Raw genomic sequence first — 16,658 nt, 5'->3', positions numbered from 1 at the left:
TTCACGTGCGGGCGAGGGCGTACGCGAGGAGGGCGACCGTCTCCGCGGCCAGGGCGAGGGCGGCGACACCGGCGACGCCGCCCAGGAGCCGGCGGTAGCTGCGACCGTGCCTCCGCCGGGCCTCGGCGGCGCGGCCGACGAGCACGGCGGGTGCGAGGACGGCGGCGTGGGCGGCCGCCCACCAGGCGAAGACGGCAGGGCCGGCGGCCGGGTCGGCGATCGTGTACAGCCCGCCGAAGCACAGTGCGACGAGGACGCTGAGCGCGCCGTGGACGGCCAGGCACCACTGCCAGGTGTCCGGCCGGCGCCACCGGGTGGCACTCCGGCGGGCGGCAAGCACGGTCAGCAGCGCGCCCGGGGCCCCCAGGCCGCACAGGAACGGGACGAAGGGGACGGCACCGAAGGTGCCGAGGACCGCTCCGGCGGCGCTCTCGGTCAGCCTGCCGGCGCTGTCGTGGGCCCTGCCTGCCCCGTCGGCCACCCCGAGGCCCGCGCCGGCGAGCACGGCCTCGGTGCTCAGCGTGACCGCCGCGGCCCACCAGCAGGAGCGCAGGCTCCGCAGGCTCTCCACCACGTCCTTCTCCCACCTCCCCTCCTGTCCGGCCCCCGATCATCCCCGACGGGGCGGGGCGGCCCGGAGGCGGCCCCCTGGGCCGTTCGGCCCATGGCGCCGCCGGCCGGCAGTGGATGATCATGGTGGGGCAGGACGGCGAGCGGACGAACCGTAGGGACGAGGAGCAGGACAGTGGAGCAGCCCGATCGTTCGAGGGTGTTCTCCGGCGAGGAGCCGGTCCGGGTGTTCCTGCTGGACGACCACGAGGTCGTCCGGCGCGGCATCCGTGACCTGCTGGAGGCCGAGGAGGACATCGTGGTGGCCGGCGAGGCCGGCACGATCGAGCAGGCCCTGGCGCGGGGCCCGGCGGTGCGTCCCGACGTGGCGGTGCTCGACGTCCGTCTGCCGGACGGCGACGGCATCTCGGTCTGCCGCGAACTGCGCTCGCGCATGCCGCAGCTGGCGTGCTTGATGCTGACCTCGTTCGACGACGACGATGCCCTGCTGGACGCCATCTTCGCGGGGGCCGCGGGCTACGTGCTCAAGCAGATCAAGGGTTCCGACCTCGTCGCGGCGATCCGTACGGTCGCCTCCGGCCAGTCGATGCTGGACCCGGCCACGACGACGCGGCTGATGAACAGCCTGCGCGGGGAGAACGGGACGACGGGGGCCGAGCCGGAGGACGAGCGCCTGGCGGCGCTGTCGCCGCGCGAGCGGGAGATCCTCGACCTGATCGGGGAGGGCCTGACGAACCGTCGGATCGCGCAGCGGCTCTTCCTGTCGGAGAAGACCGTGAAGAACCACATCTCCCGCATGCTCGCCAAGCTCGGCGTCGAACGCCGCATCCAGGCGGCCGTCATCGCCACGAACCGCCCGCCCTCCGCCTGAGCGGGCCCCGCGGCGGAACCTGAGCGGCCCCCGCGGCGGAAAACGCTGTGACAGGGGCGGGGTGCCGCCGCGACGATCCCGCCATGAACACGACGTACGACACCACCTCCGGGGCCGGCCGCCGCTTCGGCGTCCTCCGGCAGCGGGACTTCCGTCTGCTGTGGGCCGGCGAGTCGGCCAGCGGCCTGGGCAGCAGCATCACCACGATCGCACTGCCCCTGACCGCCGTGGTGGTGCTCCACGCGGGCAGCCTCGCCGTGGGAGTGCTGGCGGCCGCCGTCTGGCTGCCGTGGCTCGTCGTGGGGCTGCCCGCCGGCGCCTGGGTGGACCGGCTCCGCCGGCGACCCGTGATGATCACGTGCAACCTCGTCTCCGCCGCGGGGTACGCATCGGTCCCGCTCGCCGCCTGGTTCGGCGTGCTCACCTTCGCCCACCTGCTGGTGGTGGCACTGCTGTGCGGCGCCTCGGCGGTGTTCTTCGGCACGGCGTACCACGCGTACCTGCCCGCCGTCCTCGACGAGCGCGACCTGCTGGAGGGGAACGCCAAGCTGCAGGGCAGCGAGGCCGCCACCCTCGTCCTGGGCCGCGGCGCCGCCGGCCTGATCGCCGACCTCTTCGGCGCGGTCACCGGACTGCTGGTCGACGCGCTGACGTTCGTGGTCTCCACCGTGTGCCTGCTGCGGCTGCGGGTGCGCGAACCTGCACCGGCGGTCCCCGCCGACGGCCTCACCCTGCGCCGGCAGATCTCCGAGGGCCTGCGTTTCGTCGCCCGCGACCCCTATCTGCGCCCGATGGTGACCTACGGCGCCGTGCTCAACCTGGCCCTGATGGGCTACCAGGCGGTGCAGATCGTCTTCCTGGTCCGTACGGTCGGGGTGGATTCCGCGACCGTGGGCGCGCTGGTGATGGCCGGCAGCCTGGGCGGCGTGCTCGGCGCGTTCCTCGCCACCACCGTCGGCAGGCGTCTGGGAACCGCGCGCGGCACGCTCCTGCTGCAGCTGTGCACCGGCCCGTTCGCGCTGCTGCTGCCGCTCACCGCTCCGGGCGCCGGGCTGCTGTTCTTCGCGGTGGGCGCCTTCATGGTCTCGGCAGGCGTCGTGGCCTGCAACGTCGTCCTGGGCGGCTTCCGGCAGCGCTACTGCCCGCCGCACCTGCTGGGCCGTGTCGTCGCGACGACGATGGTCCTCAACCACAGCACCATTCCCGTGGGTTCGGTGCTGGGCGGCTGGCTCGGCGGCCTGCTCGGGCCGCGGGCCGCCCTGTGGATCATGGCGGGGCTGCTCGCGCCCTGCTGGCTGATCCTGGCCCTGGGCCCCCTGCGCAGGCGCCGCGACCTGCCCGAGGCGCACGAGGAGGAGCCGGCGCCCGTCCTGGTGGGGCCCGGGGTGACCGGAAGGCGTTCAAGTGCGGGGTGTCAGTGACGCCAGTGCGGTGGGCTGCACCGCGTCGGCTGCGGCCGAGCCGCGCAGGAGCGCGGTCAGGTCGCGCGGTGGTGCGTGCTCGGTCGTCGCATCCGCCGCCGTGATGCGGTCCAGCCGGAAGCCCCGGCCCGCCCGGCGGGTGCGGCACCAGGCGATGAGGTACCACCGGCCGCCGGCGGTCAGCAGTCCGCCCGGTTCGACGACGCGCTCGCTCTCACGTCCTGTCGCATCCACGTAGGACAGGCGCAGCGCCGTGTGGGTGGCGAGGGCCTGTTCCACGGCGCTGCGGACCGCGGAGCCGGACGGCGAGGGCAGCGCGACGATCCGCGCGGCGAGCCGCTGCGCCGCCGCCGAGGCGGGACCGGACAGCGAGGCGCCGATCTTCAGGGCCGCCGTGCGGGCCGCGCCGGCGTACGGGGCACAGGTGTCGGCCGCGGCGAGGGCGACGGCCAGGGCCGAGGCCTCCTCGGCGGTGAAGTGGATCGGGGGCAGGGTCATCTCCGGGTCGACCGACCAACCCCCGCCCCGCCCCGGGGTGGTGCGCACCGGGACGCCGGCCGCCATCAGCACCTGCAGGTCGCGCTGCACCGTGCGCGTACCGACCTCGAAGCGGGCGGCGAGCGCCGCGACCGTCAGCGGCCGCGGCGCCGCCGCGCGCAGCTCTTCCACCAGTGCGTACAGCCGGGCCGTGCGGTTCATTCGGATGACGCTACCGTCCGGCGGTGACAGTGACGGTGACGCCACGGTCCGGCGGCGACCCGGAGCTGGCGTTACCGTGCCGCGGTGGCGTTACCGTCCGGCGGCCGCGAGGAAATCTTCCTCGCGGCGCAGTTCCCGCTCGGTGACGGTCAGTGGGAAGAGGGTGAAGCCGTGCATGGCGCCGGCGACGACCCCGAGCTGTACGGGCGCGCCGGCCGTCCGCCACCGTGCGGCCAGGAACAGCGAGTCGTCCAGCAGCGGGTCCTGGGTGCCGACGACGATCCGGGCCGGCGGCAGGCCGGTGAGGTCGGCGAACAGCGGGGAGACCTCGGGGTCGCGGCGCTCTTCCGCTCCCCGGCCGGGGGTGACCATCTCGTAGGCCCGCCGCAGCGTGTCCGTATTGCTGAGCAGCCGCCTGGATCCGAAGGCTCGCTGGCTCGGTGTCATCGACAGGTCGTAGGGGCCGAAGAGCAGGTGGGCCGCCCGGAACGCCCCGGTGATGCCGTGCCGGTCGCGCAGGCGCAGCAGCGTCACGACGCTCAGGTGGGCCCCGGCCGATTCGCCCTCGATGAGCAGCCGCCGGGTGCCGAATTCTGCTGCCGCGTGCTCGATCAGCCAGCGCGCGGCCGTCTCGCAGTCGTCGGGTCCGGCGGGGAAGGGGTGTTCCGGCGCGAGGCGGTACTCCACGCTGACCACGGCCAGCCGCGCCTGTTCGGCGAGCCGCCACAGCCGTTCGTCCTGGCCGCCGGCGGAGCCGAAGGCCCAGCCGCCCCCGTGGAGGTGCAGGTACACGCCCTCGACGCGGTCGGGCACGAACACCCGCACCCCCACGCCGCCGGCAATGACGCGGTCGCGGCCCTGCGGCAGGCGTACGGGTGGCGTGTCGCCACCGAGGCGATTGCGGCGAAGGGTGGCCAACGTGGCGGCGTCCGGCATCTCTTCGCGCACCGGGCGGCTCGCGGCCGCGGCTTCGAATTCCTTGTTGAAGGCCAGGGTCTCGGCGAGACAGTCCTCATCGGTGATCATCATGCCGTCGACGATCGCAGCCGTGCGCGACACCACCCTGTCACCGTTTTTCGGAGAGCTGCGTCACATCGCCAGCGGTATCCGCCAGCCGAGCCGGGTGCCCCCCGTGCCGGGGCGCTCGAGCGAGAGCCGGCCGCCGTGCCGGGCCGCCCGTTCGGCGAGGTTGCGCAGGCCGCTGCGGCGGTCGCCGTCCGCGGGCATGCCGACACCGTCGTCGGTGACGGTCAGCTCCAGGTACCCGCCGTCGTTGACGAGCGCGACGTCCACGGACGAGGCGCGCGCGTGCCGGGCCACGTTGGCCAGCGCCTCGCCGAGCACCGCCAGCACGTCGTCGGCGGCCTCGCGCGGCACCTGGGTGTCCAGCAGTCCTTCCATGCGCAGGCCCGGGGTGAAGCCGAGCAGCGTTGCGGCCTCGCCCACCGTCCGGACGAGCCGGGTGCGCAGGCCCTGCCGGGACGCGGTCTCGCGCGAGCGCAGCCCGAAGATCGTCGACCGGATGATCTTGATGGTCTCGTCCAGGTCGTCGACCGCGCGCCGCACCCGTTCCCCGGCCTCCCCGTGGTCGATGAACCGCTCCGCGCTCTGCAGCGTCATCCCCGTGGCGAACAACCGCTGGATCGCCAGGTCGTGCAGATCGCGGGCGATGCGATCGCGGTCCTCCAGCACCGCGAGCTGCTCGGCGTCCGCACGCCGCTCGGCCAGCTCCATGGCGACGGCCACCTGTCCGGCGAAGGCGACCAGCGGCCCGAGCTCCTCGTCCCGGAACGCCGGCCCGCCCCGCGCGCGTTCCAGCTGCAGCACGGCCCGTACGGCGTCCCCCGACGTCAGCGGCACCGCCACGGCCGGGCCACCGGGCCCCTCGGCCCGGACCGGCCCGCCACCACCGGCCAGGGCCCGGCAGGCCGGGCCGTCCTCGGGCAGCGCGGTGCCGCGCAGCTGCGCGGTACGCTCCCCCACCGCCGCTTCCACGGCGAGGGACTCCCCGCCGGGCAGCGGCACGGCGACGACGGCCAGCTCCCCGCCGGTGATCTCCCTCGCCCGCTCGGCGATCAGCCCGACGGCCTCCTCCGGTCGCCCACCCGACATCAGACGGGTCGTCACCTCGGCGCCGGCCGCCAGCCACCGCTCCCGGCGCGTGGACTCCTCGTACAGCCGCGCGTTGTCGATCGCCACCCCGGCCGCGACGGCGAGCGTGGCGAGCACGGCCTCGTCCTCGTCCCCGAACTCCGCCCCGTCGCGCTTCTCGGCGAGGTAGAGGTTGCCGAAGACCTGGTCGCGGACGCGGATGGGCACGCCCACGAAGGTGTTCATCGGCGGATGCCCGGGCGGGAAACCGTACGAGGCGGGGTGCGCGGAGATCCGCGACAACCGCAGCGGCTCCGGGTGGCGGATGAGCTCGCCGAGGATGCCGTGACCGGACGGATAGGGCCCGATGGCCTCGATCTCCGCCTCGCTCACCCCGACCGTCAGGAACTGCGAGAGCGTCCGCCCGTCCGGCCCGATCACCCCCAGCGCCCCGTACCGGGCGTCGACCAGGGCCGCGGCGGCCTCCACGATCCGGCGCAGCACCTGCTCCAACTGCAGCCCGCGCCCGACCGACAGCACGGCCTCCAGCAGGTGGTGCACCCGGTCACGGGTCCCGCGCGCGGCGTCGATCCTCGCCTGCAGCTCCTCCAGCAGCTCGTCCAGCCTCAGCTGGGGTAACCGCACCACCGCTACCGCTCCTCCTCGCCCGGTGACCTTGCCGAGAACACCGTATCCGCAGGCAGGAGGGGGCGCGGGTGCGGGCCGGAACTGAGCGCTGTCCGGCCCGCAGGCCGTCACGTCCCGGGCTTGCGCCCGTATACGTACACGTCGTCGCCGTTCTTGAGCAACGACCAGTACGCCTTGGCATCGGCGCGCCGCATGTTCACGCACCCGTGGGAGCCGGGCGCCGACCACACGCTGCCGTCGATGGAGTGGAACGCCTGCCCGCCGTCGAAGAACTGGCTGTAGGGCATGCGCACCTTGTAGATCGTCGACCAGTGGTCGATGCTGCGCCAGTAGATCCTCTTGAGCCCGGTGCGGGTCTCGTACCCGTCACGCCCGGAACGTATCGGCACCGGCCCGAACTTCAGCCGCGACCCGTCCTGCACCCAGCTCAACTGCCGGGACAGATCGACGCACGCTATGCGCCCCTTGTTGGTGGGGCACTTCCCGGCGGCGTTGGGATTGCTGCCGGCGGCACGCTGCCGGTCGACGACCTGCATCACGTCCCACGTGACGGGGCCGGCGTAGCCCGCGGCGGGGCTGATGCCGTGATCGAGCTGGAAGTCACGGATGGCCCGGCAGTCGGCCTGCGACTGCCGCCCGTCGACGGGCCGCCCGAGGAACCGCTCCGCCTGCTTCTGGTACGGCCCGGTGCCGGCGGTACACGCACTGCTCGCGGCCTGAGCCGTCCCCCCACCGGCCACGACACCGACGGGCACGGCCAACACGACGGCACCCGCCACCACGCCGGCGGCGCGCGCGGCCGCCCGGCATCTCGCCTTGCTGCTCCCTGAGTTCACCATGTGCAGTACGACTACCGGGGGGCGGCGTTGGTTGCGCGAAAAACAGGTCGCCGCACGGCGCTCTGCGCGACTACGGTTCCCAACCCCCACCACTGGCCCCGGAGAGCGCACCATGCCCACCACCCACCCCCCGACGACAACCCTGTGGCGCCCCACCGGCCCGGCGGAACTGGCCCTGGTCCGCGCCCTCGACTGGCAAGCCTGGCCCCCGCGCCTGCCGGAGCAGCCGATCTTCTACCCGGTCCTGAACGAGGACTACGCAATCCGCATCGCACGCGACTGGAACGTCAAGCACGACGGCGCGGGCTACGTCACGCGCTTCGAGGTGGAGACGGACTTCGTGAGCCGCTACCCGATCCAACAGGCGGGCGGCAGCACGATCCTGGAACTGTGGGTACCGGCGGAGGAACTGGCGGAGTTCAACGCGCACATCGTGGGGCGCATCGAGGTGATCCACGAGTTCCACCCGCGCGTTGGGCATTAGCTCCGCCCGAACGAACACCGGCTCGAACCACTACTGCTGCCCCACACAGCACTGTTAAATGCCTTGGCTCCGATGAGCTACAACTCAGCGGAGCCAAGACATTAGCTTATAGCTATCGAAGGTTGTGCCAGGCGTGACTGCACGTCCCCCGGCACCCCGATTCCCTACGACGCGTGCCGCGACAGCGAACGTAGCCAACAAGACCCGGAAGGCCTTGACATATCCGACAGAGGAAGGTTGATAATCTTCCTCATTTGCTCAAGAATTGACTCTCACACTATCAACGTGGCTGGCATGGACTCGGCTTACCCCCCGAACGCAGCGCACCTTCACGCCCGTCTATCGCAGTGACATGAGCCTGTATACAGACCACAACGTACGGCTTATCCCTGTCAAGTTCCGTGTAGTCCGAACGATTCGGATTGTAGCTTTGCCAGAAGTCACGACCACGCCCACTCCCCTCTCCGTCACCAGTCCCTCTCGGCAAAGAGTTCTTAACGCTGTGACGATTCGGGGAGGGGTCCGTCAGCATGTAACCTCAATCTGACGCCGGGTTGGGTGTTCCATTCGCGGCGGTGGTTACTCCCAGTGCGCGGGCCAGGGTGTGCAGGGTCTCCATTCGGACCGTTTCGCCAGACCAGGGTTCTCCGACGGCCCCCAGGCTCACCCCGTGACGCTTACGTTCGGCCTTGGCGGCCCCCGGAGGTTCCTGGTACGCCCCCGGTGACCGGGCAAGGGACCCCGCCCGTACCCTCGACCGCACACCCCAACAGAGCTGCACCCGAACTCGACCCCGCTGCCCCCTCGGAGGGAGGGCCGGGGTTTGGGGCGAACCCCCAAAAGGCTGCGCTATGCGAGCTGTTGCGCGCCCGGATCAGCGGTGCCGACGGCAAGCGGGGCGGAGACAGGAGCGGGCGGCGGCCCCGCGGGGCCGGAGCGCGCGCGACCCGCGTAGCGGGTCGTCTTGATCAAGTAAAAAACCTTTGAACAGCTCGCCCACTGGCCGGGCTGTCAGCCCTGCATCAGGGGCGCTGCTGGCGCCGCTTCTTCGACTCGGTCAGTGCGGCCTCCAGCTGCTCTCCCCGCTGACACTCACCTACATCCACTCCGTGGTCAAGTCCGCCCTGGAGCACGCCGTCCGCGAGAAGGAGATCTCGCGCAACGGCGCCCGCAACACCCGCACCGGCACCCCAACAGCCCCGACGCTTCGAATCCCTCACCGCCGACGAAGTCCGCCAGTTTCTCGCAATCACGCGCGGACACCCGCTGCACGCGCTGTTCGAACTCGCCCTCCACACCGAAGTCCCCAAGCGCGAACTCCTTGGCCTCCACTGGGAAGACCTCGAACTCGCCATGGGCATCGCTGCCGTCCGCCGAACCTTGCAGCGCACCAGCGCAGGCGGCCTCACCACACTGCCCACCAAGGCACGTGCCTCCGAGCGCCGCATCGCTCTCCCCGCCCGCTAAGTCCAGTCTCTGAAGCACCGTGAGCAGCAGAAGCGCGGGCGGGACGCCGCAAGCGCCACGTGGCAGCACGACGGGTACGTGTTCACCGCTGCGCAGGGCCGACCGATCGACCCGACCAACGTCACCCGTGCCTTCACCACGCTCCTCTACAAGGCTGGCCTCCGCCGCATCCGCTTCCACGACCTCCGCCCCCCGCCACCCTGCTCCTGAAACAGGGCGTCGAACTCGTCGTGATCAAGGAACTCCTCAACCACGCCCACATCGGCGTCACCGCCACCGTCTATGCCCACGTCAGGCTCCGCCTTCAGCGCGACGCCATCCACGCCCTCGGCACTGCGCTCGTCGGCCCGACGATCACTGAGATAGGCAGCGCCAACGGCGACGAGCCGCCGCCCAGCGCCGCCCTCGTCCGCTGACGTTGCCGTCAACTACTTGCCGTCATTCCACACTGAAGCCCGCCAGGACGCGCCCGGCGGGGCTTCAGTTGTGCTGGCGCTATCAGCTCTCCTTACGGGCGATATCCCATGTCAGCACTTCGCCTGATCTTACGGTCAACCACGCCGCAGGAAATTCCAATAGGACACCGCAAACCTCACCTACGGAATTGAAGATATCCGAGGTCGAGATGATGACATCGAGACCAGGGCCCCCGATCTCTTCTATCTTATCGAAAGCCCATGAATCAACGGGCCAACACCACGTGGGCAACGCCGGCCACCGGCCTTCAGTGACCTTGAGAGTCCAGTCCGTGTCACAAGACAAGAGGATGGAAGGGCCTGCGTCAAACAGGAATTCCACAGCCTCGACCGCCACGGAATCCTGAGAGTCATCTGCGATGCACTTGACTCCAAGCGCGGCCCGCACCCGTTGCCCTGCTCGCAGATTCGTGTCTTTTCGCTCGGTCATTTCTTACACCCACACGAGTAGGGAGTGGCTTGCTGGAACCAGCCATTTGGCTTCTCCATGGGGAACATGGTGACGAACTGGCCGTCGCCCTTCGTCACGAGGAGATCGTTCCCCCTGCGATAGAAGAAGTAGTCTTCACCGCCGCCATTCGCGGGATTCCACGGACCTCGCCGGACCTCATCATGCAACCCCCGAACCTCAGCGATTTTGTCACGGAACCACTGCCGGGCAGAGACGTCACCGGGATTGAGGCCATAGTCCTGAGCATGCTTACCCCACTTCTTCCCGAACTGCCCTTCATTGATGGACAACTTGGGGCCACAGTTGCTGTTGTGAACGAGTACCGGAGTGCCCCCCGCCAGCACATAGTACGTGTGGACCCCATCGACCGTGAGGTCGTAGGTCCGCTGCTGCTGACGGAAGTGACGAACGCCCACCAGAGTGGCCAACCTGCCCTTATCCGTGAGGAGCTCAGCACCAGGCGCAAGGTTGCCCGCATCGACCCAGCGACGATCATTGACTGACCAGAACGGATGGGTATCGGTTGCAACGATCGATGCATCCCCCGCCGGCGTCCTGATTGTGAGATCGGTGAAATCTTTGTCCTGATCCGTAACAATCACCGCCACCACAGGCCGCGATTCGGTCCGACCCGTCTCCGGGTCAGTGGCCAGGACCCGGTCTCCGACCTTGAGGGCTCCTATACCTTTGGCGATTCCGTCGGAGGTTTCAACCTCAGTTCCTTCGATGAAGCTGTGACACAGAACGTCCTTAGCGCCCTTTTCCGCCCCTTCCTCGACACCTTCCTCGACGCCCTTGGCAGCCTTTCGTTCGCCCTTCGCGCCCTTGAGCCACGGCTTGAAAAGCTTGATCCCCTTGCCTACCGGCAAATCCGTTGCAGCCCATCCGCACCCGGCAAGTTCCTGATCGCCGAAGCAACGCTTCCACTCATGAAAGTCAGGCAGAACCACACCTGCGGCGATTTTGAGTATGCCAAGAACATCCGGGCCGATCTTCGGTCCGTAATAAGGTCCCGGATGAGGTGCAGGGCCCGGACTCGGGCGAGGCTCGGGGTAGCTCCCACTGGTGTAGGCCGGCTCGGGTTCCTCCTCCTCATCGTCAGACGAGTTATAGCGCTCGACCTCGTCCTCGTCGACCTCCACATGCCAGCCGCCGCTGTCGCTCGTCGGGTAGCAACTCACCCCGTGGTAGCGGCATTCGTCCGGCTGCAGGCCATCAGGGTCCGACAGCGTAATGGGGTTGTTGTTCGCGTAGCTGTAGCCGTGGTTCTGCTGGGGGTCGCCCAGATCCATCAGCGGGTCGACGCTGATGAAGCGGCCCGTCGACGGGTCGTATTCGCGGGCGCCCAAGTGGGTGAGGTTGGTCGACGTGTCGTTCGTGCCGCCTACGAAGCCCTTCGTGCCCGGCCAGTTCTTCGGTTGCTGGCCTCGGGGGGTGCCGAAAGGTGTGGTGCGGCGGTGGGTTGCCGTCTTTGCGGCCGTGTCTATGGCCAGTTGGCCCGTGCCGACGTGGTCGCCCAGGACGAAGGAGGCGGAGCCGTCGTCCGTCTGGACCGCCTGGATACCGTTGCCGAGATCGAAGTAGTAGGTGCCCTTCGGTGTCGTCGAGCCCTTGGGGAGGGTGATCTCCAGGGCGCCGAGGTAGAGCGTCGTCTCCGTGTCCGTGCGGCCGATGAGTCGCTGGCCGTCCGCGTCGTACAGGTAGGACGTGGTCTTCGTGCCCTTGTCGCCCGCCGGTTCGGTCACCTTGGCCAGGTGGCCTTCGGCGTCCCAGTCCATCGTCTGGGTGTCACCGCGGATGGTCCGGGTGGCCGTGTTGCCCGTGGGGTCGTACGTGTAGGAGTCCCGGGCCGTGCCCGTCGGGCCTGCCGTGTCGACCGCCGTCAGGGCGTGGGGCTGGGGCTTGCCGGCGCCGGGGTAGGAGTAGGTGCGCTTGGTGTCCTTGGCCGCGTTGCCGGTGAGGTCGTGCTGCGTTTCGGTGAGGCGGTTGCCCGTCTTGTCGTAGGTGTAGGAGTTCCAGTACGGAGCCGGACCGCCGAGCAGGTTGCCCGACGGTGCGCCGGTGCAGGCCCCGGCCGGCTGGGTCCATTCGTCCGTCACGCGACGGAGGTAGTCGTAGGTGAAGCACTGGATGTCCGTGCCGTCACCTGCGGCATCGGAGATCGCCCGGATGTTTCCGGTCTCGTCGTAGGTGTAGGTGGCGGCCTTGTCGGCGGCGGGGGCGTTCTCCCGGTCGACACGGGTGGTGGCGAGGCGCTGCGTTCCCCACTCGTAGCCGTTGGTGACCTGGGTGAAGCGGCCGTCCTTCTGCCGCAGCTTGGCCTGGAGCGGTTTGCCGGTGAGGCTGTAGCTGGTGATCTCCGACTTGATTCCTTCGTCAGTGATCACCGCAGTGGGACGCAGGGTCTCGTCGTAGTCGTAGATGAGACCCTGGCCGGGTCGGGAACCAACCTGCGGGTAGCTCACGCCCATGACTGAACCGGACAGGGTGTAGTTGGTCCGGCTCCTGTATGTACCGGCCAGCGCCCCCTCGTTCGAAGGGATGAGGACGGTTGTCTGCTTGGTGCGGTAAAGGGAGTCGTATTCGTCGATGCGGCTCGTGTAGGCGTTGCCGTCCACATATCGCGTCGAGGAAGCCGGCTTCCCCTTCCCGTTGGGGACCGTGTCGTACGTCCACTCGGCGAGCTTTGTTCCGGTCGCCGACCCCTCGCGGAGCCCGGTCTTGCGACCGAGGTCGTCGTACGCGTAGAAGAGCGTGTTCTTGGACTTCCGCGAGTTGGTGGTGGAAATCAGCTGCCCGCGGTCGTCGTACGTGCTGGTGGTCGTGCCCTTGTCGGGGTCCGTCGTCGAGACCTGACGGCCGAGCTGGTCGTACTCGTACGTCCACGCGTTGCCCGCCGGGTCGGTGACGCGAGCCAGCTTCCCGGTCGGGGTATAGGCGTAACGCGTCGTGTCGGCCTCGGCCCCCGGCGTGCGCTCGTGCAGTTGCTGGAGCTCCGTCGTCTGGCCACGGGCGTCGACCACCGTCGTGGTGGCGGTGGAACCGACCGGCGGAATCACCGTCGTGCGGTCGCCCCCGTAAAGGGTGCGCGTCGTCGCCAGGACCTTGCCGGCTTCGCCGTTGCCGGCGAGCTGCTTGCTCTCCGTGACCCGCCCCTGGCCGTCATAGGCGTTCCAGGTCTGGGACTCGACCTTCAGGGCGTTGTCCGGGGTGAACAGGGTCGTGCCGGGAGCATCGGTGGCGTAGTAGGGAGCGAACGACTTGGCCGTCAGACCACGGTCGTCATAAAAGGTGTCCGTGATCAGACGGCCCTTGTCCGGGCCGGGGCTCTGCGTCTGACGCGGGCGGAGGAAGCCGTCGTACAGCGTGTACGACGTGAGCTGGCCGTCGGTGTCGTTGACGGTCCGGGTACCCACGGCCACGGGCTTGCCGTCAGCGATCCGGTAGGTGAATTCATAGCTGGGAACACGGGGCTTCCACCGGTCCGCCAGCCACACCTTCCTCGTGCGACCGAGGGCGTCGTACTCAATGGACGTGACTCTGTTGTTGGCGTCCGTGACGTTGAGAGGCTGGCCCCGGACCGGGTCGACCGACGTCGTGCTCGTCTGTGCCGTGGTCGCATCACCCGCCTTCGCCGGAGGCCCCGTCGTGGTGACCTTCGCCGGGAATCCGACAGCAGGGGTGTACGTCATGGTGCTCGTGCGGCCGTCGTTCCGCTTGGTGGACGAGACGAGCTTGCCGCCGGCGTCGAAGACGACCTCCGCCGTGATGTCCGTCGTGGTCAGGTCGCGTCCGTACGCATCGACGGTCTTCCCCGACTCGAGGTAGGTGGCCAGCGTGCCGTCGTGCTTCTTCAAGGTCGCCACGCTGGTGGCGTAGCCCTTGTCGGGCACTCCGCCGTACGTCCCGCCGTCGTAGGCGGTGCGCACATCGGAGATGACCGCCTTGCTGCGGTCGACACTCGTGCTGTCACAGGCAGCCGCGACCGTCTCCACCCTCGAAGGGAGGGTCAGGATGTTGGCGTCCGTGTTGTCGGCGTACGTGGTACGGGTGCAACGGTCATCGGCCGACGTGGTGATGTCGCCCGAGTCGGCCACCTGCGTGGCCCGGCCCGTCGCATCGTCGTACACCGTACTCGTGGCGGTCTGGCGCCACTTCTCACCGGCCCCGTCGTCCATCGACGTGTACGTGCGACTGGCCTCGGTCCCTGTGAAATTGGCGGTCACCGTGCCCCAGGAGCGGACCTTCTTCGCCGTTTCGTGGTGCCAGGGCCAGCTGATGGCCTTGCCCAGGACCTTTCCGCCTGGCCCGGAGTACGTCTCCTTCTTGTAGGCGAATCCTGCGGCCGACTCGTGATCAACGAGGGGATCCCCCTCTCCGGCGCCCAAGGAGACGTTCACGGATTTCGTGCCGCCACTGGCCGACTTCCTGTCGCCGTCCATGCCGCGCAGGAAGTAGGTGTCCTCCTGCGACTTCATACCGCCGACGCCCTGGCTGCCGGTCTGCACGCGCACGTGCCCGTAGCCGCGCCATTGCGACCAGGTCTTGAACTTCTCCTTCGTCAGGCCGTCGTCGTCATCGAAATGCCACGCCGCGCCGTCGAGGTAGTCGTACTTCGTGACCTGGTCGGGCGATCCGCCGGTTCGGTCGGTGGCGGTTACGCTGTCGACGACGTACTTGTTGAACCACTGCTGCGTCGGGTCCGTGGTGCTGGTGCCGCCGATGTACTGGGGGAAGCACCGGCTGGTGTTCGTCTCCGGCGTGGGCAGGCTGTTCCAGTCGCACACCGGCTGCGAATACGTGACGTCCGTCTGGCCGCCGTGCTCGTCGGCGACGGTCGAGAGGCGCTCCTTGATGAAGGGCGCCTTCCCGTCACCGGTCTTGTCCAGGCGGTTCGGCCGCTGGGTGTAGGCGAGGGTCGTCTTCGGCAGGGTGATGGCCGGAGTGACCGATTTTCCTGTGTGCTCGATCGAGCTCAGCAGGAGCTGGTAGTCGGTGTCCGCCATGCCCCAGCGGTGGTCCAGCTTCCAGGAGTCGACGGGAGCGTACGTGCCGTCGCTCTTGAGGACGCTCGTGGAGATGTCGGTCAGTCGCTTGCGCGTCCAGAACGACGGCGAAAGCCGCCCCTTGTCGCATTCCGCGCCGGACTTGCAGTTCAGGTCCCACGGGGTGTCGTACCAGTACTGCTTCTTGTCGTCGATGGTGTCCTCGGCACAGGTGACCTTGTCCAGGTCCTGCGGCAGGCACCGTTCGGCATTGGTGAAGGCGACCATGGCCAGCGGCTTGGCGAAGAGGTCGCCGGACCGCAGGCCGTACTCGATGCGCTTGAGGTAGCCGCCGCGCACGTACGACGTGTTGTCCTTGGCCTCAAGGTTGCGGCCGTAGGAGTTGGTCTCCTTGTTGTAGTAGTACGTGACGGCATTGCCGTGCCGGTCGACGGCGTAGTCCAGGTTCCAGCGCCAGGCCTGCTGGCACCAGGAATCCTTGAAGGCGCTCTTGTGGCAGGGTTCGTCGGCGTTGTTTCCGTAGACGGGCACGGTCCACACCGAGTCGGTCGTGCTCTTACCGCTCGCCCATCCGTTGAGCTTGTGGTAGCCGAAGTAGTACTGGGTGCCGTTCGGCGTGGTCACGCGCCAGTACTCGTTGTCGTTGTCGCCGTTGTCGCGCGCGGCGTCCGTGAGGCGAGCAATCTTGGTGCCGTCGTCGTTCTTCAGCCGCCACTGGTTGTCACCGGAGGGGACGAGTTCGCCGGCCTTGCCATTGAAGGAGATCGTGGCGTTGTCGTACGCCCAGCACAGATCGCCCGGCTTGTTGCCGTCGGAGTGCTCCTCGCCGTCCTCGGAACAGGACTTGTACCGGCGCTCGATGAACCCGGGCCACATCTCGAACCCGTCGCCGACCCAGGACGCCTGGTTGTTGGTGTTTCCCGTGCGACCGTCGATCGAGGAGGACGAGTAGCCGATGCTGACGTTCGGCTTGAGCCCGCCGGGAACCTCGGGGACCGACATGGGGTACGACCAGCTGAATGCGCCGGTGTTCAGATCCGTCTTCCAGGTCGAGGACGGGGACAGCGACGTCGCCTTGTAGTCGCCCTTGTCGCCGGAGGCGTCCGGAGCGGCGGCCAGGACCTTGGCGACGCCGGCCTTCCACCCCAGCCTGGTGGCGGTCAGTGTCTGCTTCTCAGTGTCGTTCGTCGCGACGACCGGCTTGGCCTGCTTGCAGGCGGCCTTCTCGGGAGTGGTCAGTGCACAGGCCGGCAGCTCGACCAGGTGCAGGCGGGAGGCGTAACCGCCTCCGTACAGCTGGGAGAAGGTGGAGTAGTTCACCTTCAGGCCCAGGTTCTCCGGCGCCGCTGCCAGATTGCTCTTTTCGGCAGCCGGCGTGACGGAGAAGACCAGACCGTTCACTCCGGCCCGCTCACTCGCCTTGCGGTCGAGAATGCGGATGTCGGCGCCCGTACCGGCGACGGGAACCATGGTCCGGGTCTTCGACGGCTGGTCGACGAACAGGCTCACCGGCCAGGCATTGCCCGTGAGCGACCTACCGGCCGCCGGGCCGTCGGCGCCGGACACATTGGCCGGCTCACCGATCAGGCTGCCGCTCTGGGGCCATGTGGCGTTGGGGCGAACCTGCGGTGTCCT

At 69.0% G+C, this 16,658-nt stretch carries 9 protein-coding genes and 1 pseudogene; 4 read left to right on the top strand and 6 right to left on the bottom strand.

Annotated elements, in window-relative coordinates:
- Position 1: 1 nt before the first annotated feature.
- Entirely contained in the window at positions 2 to 571 is a 570-nt protein-coding gene (locus tag AC27L3_RS01925) for a hypothetical protein (RefSeq protein ID WP_487232194.1), read from the bottom strand.
- A 174-nt stretch (positions 572 to 745) separates the two neighbouring features.
- On the opposite strand from AC27L3_RS01925, the gene AC27L3_RS01920 reads away from it, so the two are divergent.
- Positions 746 to 1,441, top strand: coding sequence for a response regulator (locus tag AC27L3_RS01920; RefSeq protein WP_487232193.1), 696 nt, complete (start codon positions 746 to 748; stop codon positions 1,439 to 1,441).
- 83 nt (positions 1,442 to 1,524) lie between these two features.
- Positions 1,525 to 2,862: an MFS transporter gene (locus AC27L3_RS01915; RefSeq protein WP_487232192.1), complete on the top strand. Its 1,338-nt coding sequence runs from the start codon at positions 1,525 to 1,527 to the stop codon at positions 2,860 to 2,862.
- On the opposite strand, the gene AC27L3_RS01910 is transcribed toward AC27L3_RS01915, so the two are convergent.
- The 4 genes from AC27L3_RS01910 to AC27L3_RS01895 all read right to left on the bottom strand — a co-directional run bounded on the left by AC27L3_RS01910 (position 2,842) and on the right by AC27L3_RS01895 (position 7,139).
- Positions 2,842 to 3,561, bottom strand: a complete 720-nt coding sequence (locus AC27L3_RS01910; protein ID WP_487232191.1) for a helix-turn-helix transcriptional regulator — start codon at positions 3,559 to 3,561, stop codon at positions 2,842 to 2,844. The genes AC27L3_RS01915 and AC27L3_RS01910 overlap by 21 nt on opposite strands.
- 90 nt (positions 3,562 to 3,651) lie before the next feature.
- Positions 3,652 to 4,620, bottom strand: a complete 969-nt coding sequence (locus AC27L3_RS01905) for an alpha/beta hydrolase (RefSeq protein ID WP_487232190.1) — start codon at positions 4,618 to 4,620, stop codon at positions 3,652 to 3,654.
- A 30-nt stretch (positions 4,621 to 4,650) separates the two neighbouring features.
- Complete coding sequence (locus tag AC27L3_RS01900; RefSeq protein ID WP_487232189.1) at positions 4,651 to 6,300, bottom strand: sensor histidine kinase; 1,650 nt, start codon at positions 6,298 to 6,300, stop codon at positions 4,651 to 4,653.
- Positions 6,301 to 6,407: 107 nt separating this feature from the next.
- On the bottom strand, positions 6,408 to 7,139 hold the full coding sequence (locus AC27L3_RS01895; RefSeq protein ID WP_487232188.1) for a L,D-transpeptidase family protein: 732 nt from the start codon (positions 7,137 to 7,139) through the stop codon (positions 6,408 to 6,410).
- Positions 7,140 to 7,251: 112 nt separating this feature from the next.
- On the opposite strand from AC27L3_RS01895, the gene AC27L3_RS01890 reads away from it, so the two are divergent.
- Complete coding sequence (locus AC27L3_RS01890) at positions 7,252 to 7,623, top strand: hypothetical protein (RefSeq protein WP_487232187.1); 372 nt, start codon at positions 7,252 to 7,254, stop codon at positions 7,621 to 7,623.
- 1,052 nt (positions 7,624 to 8,675) lie between these two features.
- A pseudogene (locus AC27L3_RS01885) lies at positions 8,676 to 9,506 on the top strand (site-specific integrase); the annotation flags it as partial.
- A 486-nt stretch (positions 9,507 to 9,992) separates the two neighbouring features.
- Here the strand turns inward: AC27L3_RS01885 and AC27L3_RS01880 are convergent.
- A complete protein-coding gene (locus AC27L3_RS01880) occupies positions 9,993 to 16,493 on the bottom strand; it encodes a polymorphic toxin-type HINT domain-containing protein (RefSeq protein WP_487232300.1) in 6,501 nt (2,166 codons plus the stop codon).
- Positions 16,494 to 16,658: the final 165 nt, after the last annotated feature.

It is taken from the genome of Streptomyces sp. PKA51, from assembly GCF_057552455.1.
The sequence above is the reverse complement of the archived record's forward strand: the minus strand, read 5'-3'. Positions and strand labels throughout refer to the sequence as shown.

Excerpts from the sequence above, each read along its gene's own strand:
- AC27L3_RS01895 (WP_487232188.1), bottom strand. The coding sequence starts at position 7,139 with ATGGTGAACTCAGGGAGCAGCAAGGCGAGATGCCGGGCGGCCGCGCGC.
- AC27L3_RS01880 (WP_487232300.1), bottom strand. The coding sequence starts at position 16,493 with ATGGTTCCCGTCGCCGGTACGGGCGCCGACATCCGCATTCTCGACCGC.
- AC27L3_RS01915 (WP_487232192.1), top strand. The coding sequence starts at position 1,525 with ATGAACACGACGTACGACACCACCTCCGGGGCCGGCCGCCGCTTCGGC.
- AC27L3_RS01890 (WP_487232187.1), top strand. The coding sequence starts at position 7,252 with ATGCCCACCACCCACCCCCCGACGACAACCCTGTGGCGCCCCACCGGC.
- AC27L3_RS01910 (WP_487232191.1), bottom strand. The coding sequence starts at position 3,561 with ATGAACCGCACGGCCCGGCTGTACGCACTGGTGGAAGAGCTGCGCGCG.